This is a genomic window from bacterium (genome assembly GCA_035691305.1).
Classification (GTDB): domain Bacteria; phylum Sysuimicrobiota; class Sysuimicrobiia; order Sysuimicrobiales; family Segetimicrobiaceae; genus DASSJF01.
Genome location: DASSJF010000042.1, coordinates 1 through 2,560, shown reverse-complemented (window position 1 = coordinate 2,560; position 2,560 = coordinate 1). Strand labels below are relative to the sequence as shown.

The 2,560-nt window shown below is 68.8% G+C and carries 2 protein-coding genes; one reads left to right on the top strand and one right to left on the bottom strand.

The features are described 5' to 3' along the window. Positions 1–1,016 (bottom strand): LLM class flavin-dependent oxidoreductase (locus tag VFL28_08115; protein HET7264619.1); only part of this gene is annotated, 1,016 nt, incomplete at its 3' end. An 81-nt stretch (positions 1,017–1,097) separates the two neighbouring features. Between VFL28_08115 and VFL28_08110 the strand changes: the two genes are divergently transcribed. Continuing rightward, positions 1,098–2,252, top strand: a complete 1,155-nt coding sequence (locus VFL28_08110) for a permease (GenBank protein ID HET7264618.1) — start codon at positions 1,098–1,100, stop codon at positions 2,250–2,252. Positions 2,253–2,560 lie beyond the last annotated feature (308 nt).

The following is a 2,560-nucleotide window of genomic DNA, read 5'->3' as shown; positions in this document are numbered from 1 at the left end:
TGCGGCGCCGCGCCGCGCGGCGTCAGGCGGAACGCCTCCGCCAGCAGCTCGTACGACCGCACGCGCGCCCGATGGTCGTGCACAATCGTGAGGATCATCAGTTCGTCCAGCGCCAGGGCCTCGGCGATGCCGGCGAGGCGGTCGCGCACCCGTTCGGCTGAGCCGACGATGTACCGCGGCCATTCGCTCTGCTCCGGCGGCATCGGGTCCGGACCCGGACCCAACTGCGCCAGCGCGTCTTCCGGCGACGGGATGGGGCCAGGTTCGACGCCCTGCGCGCGGAGGTAGCGTCGCAGCCGCACCGGCGCGGCCTGCCGCAGCGCTTCCGCTTCCGTCTCCGCGCAGACCACGCCGAGCGCAAGAATGGTCCGGCGCGCCTCTTCGTCGACGTGCGCCCTGTAGTATTCGAGCGCCCCGCGCGTCGGATCGGGATTGATGAAGTGCGCGAAGGCGTACGGCAGGCCGATCTCGGACGCGGCCTGCGCGCTCCACATGCTTGAGCCGAGCAGCCAGACGTCCGGACCGCCCGGCATGTCCGGAGTCACGAGAATCCGTCCGAACGGATGGGCCGGCGGGAACGCCTTCCGGAGAAACGCGAGGAGTTCCAGGAGTTGGTCCGGAAAGTCATCGACCCACTCCCGGCTGCTGCGGTCGCGGCGAAGCGCGTAGGCTTCGAGCGGGGCGCTGCCGGGCGCCCGGCCGATGCCGAGGTCGATCCGGCCCGGGTACAGGGCGTGCAGCACCCGGAAGACCTCAGCGACCTTCAGCGGGCTGTAGTGGGGTAACAGGACGCCGCCGGATCCGACGCGGATGCCGGACGTCTCCGCCGCGACGCGCGCGATAAGCGCCTCCGGAGCGGGGCTCGCGAAGCCGGGCGTCGCATGGTGCTCCGCGATCCAATAGCGCTCGAACCCGAGCGCGTCGGCGCGCCGCGCGAGGTCGATCGTGTTGCGCAGCGCATCCGCCGGCGTCGAGCCGGAGGAGACGGGCGACTGATCGATGATGGAAAGTCTCACCGGCGATCCTAACGACCTGCGCGGCCTAGGCATTCCCCGGTCTGCGCGGGACTCCCGGCCGCATGCACGGCCTCCCGCCCAGTGACGGCCGCCGTCCTCCACGCGTTCAGCCTGGCGTTTGCCATGCTCTGGGAGATCCTGTGGCCGCTCATTCTCGGCTTCGCCCTCTCGGCCGGCGTGCAGGCCTTCGTCTCGAAGCAGCAGATGGTTCGCCTGCTCGGCGACGATTCACCGCGCGCGATCGCGCTGGCGACCCTGTTCGGGTTTGCGTCATCCTCGTGTTCGTACGCGGCCGTAGCGCTCGCGCGGTCGCTGTTCCGACGCGGCGCCGACTTCACCGCCGCGATCGTCTTCCAATTCGCGTCGACCAACCTCGTCATCGAGCTCGGCATCGTCATGGCGGTCCTGCTCGGCTGGCGCTTCACCGCGGCGGAGTTCGTCGGCGGGCCAGTCATGATCGTGATGCTCTGGCTGCTCTTTCGCGCCACGCTGCGCCGCCCGCTCGTCGAGGAGGCGCGCCGACAGGCCGGCGCGGGGCTGACCGGCCGGATGGAGGGGCACGCCGTGATGGATATGACCGTCGTGGACGGTCGCCCGCTTCTCGCCCGCATGCTCTCGCCGGAAGGCTTCACTGCCATCAGCCACTACTTCGTCATGGACTGGGCGGCGGTCTGGCTGGACGTGGCCGGCGGCCTCTTGATCGCGGGCGCGCTCGCGGCCTGGGTGCCGGATGCGTTCTGGCGGGCGTTCTTCCTGACCGGACATCCGCTCGGCAACCTGTTGTGGAGTCCGTTGATTGCGCCGTTCGTCGCCATCCTCTCGTTCGTCTGCTCAGTGGGGAACGTGCCGCTTGCCGCGGTGCTGTGGAACGGGGGCGTCAGCTTCGGCGGCGTGGTGGCGTTCATCTTCTCGGACTTGATCGTGCTGCCGATCCTCGACATCTACCGAAAATACTACGGCCGGCGGATGGCCGTGTATTTGCTCGCGACGTCGTACGCGGTCATGGCCGCGGCCGGACTCCTCGTCGATCTGCTCGTTCGCGCCGCGGGCCTGGAGCCCGGCGTGCACAACGTGGTCGTCCTCGAGGCGCATGTGACCTGGAACTACACCACGGTTCTCAATCTCCTGTTCCTTGCGATCGGGGCGGTGCTGGCCGTGCGCTTCGTCCTGACCGGCGGACTCGAGATGCTGAGGATGATGAACGCGCCGCCGGAAGGGCCGCACCCCGCTCACTGATTGCCGCGTGCGGCGAGCGTCGTTACCGGTCGGTCGCCGGTAGCGACGGGCTATCCTCTAAAGTCGCCTCGGCGGAAATGGCGTGGCGGCGATCGCAAGACGATCGCCGCCACGGTGATTGAAGTGTAGTTAAGAGTTAACGTTCGCGGTCTGTCCCATTACCCACGCCGTTAGGGCCCCCATTTCCCGCACCCTTGTCGGTACCGCCGTTACCCAAGTTGGTCCCGTTGTTTCCATGCCCACCGTTTCCGCTGGTGCCACCATTGCCACCGGTCCCGCCGTTGCCACCATTCCCACCCTGGCCGCCG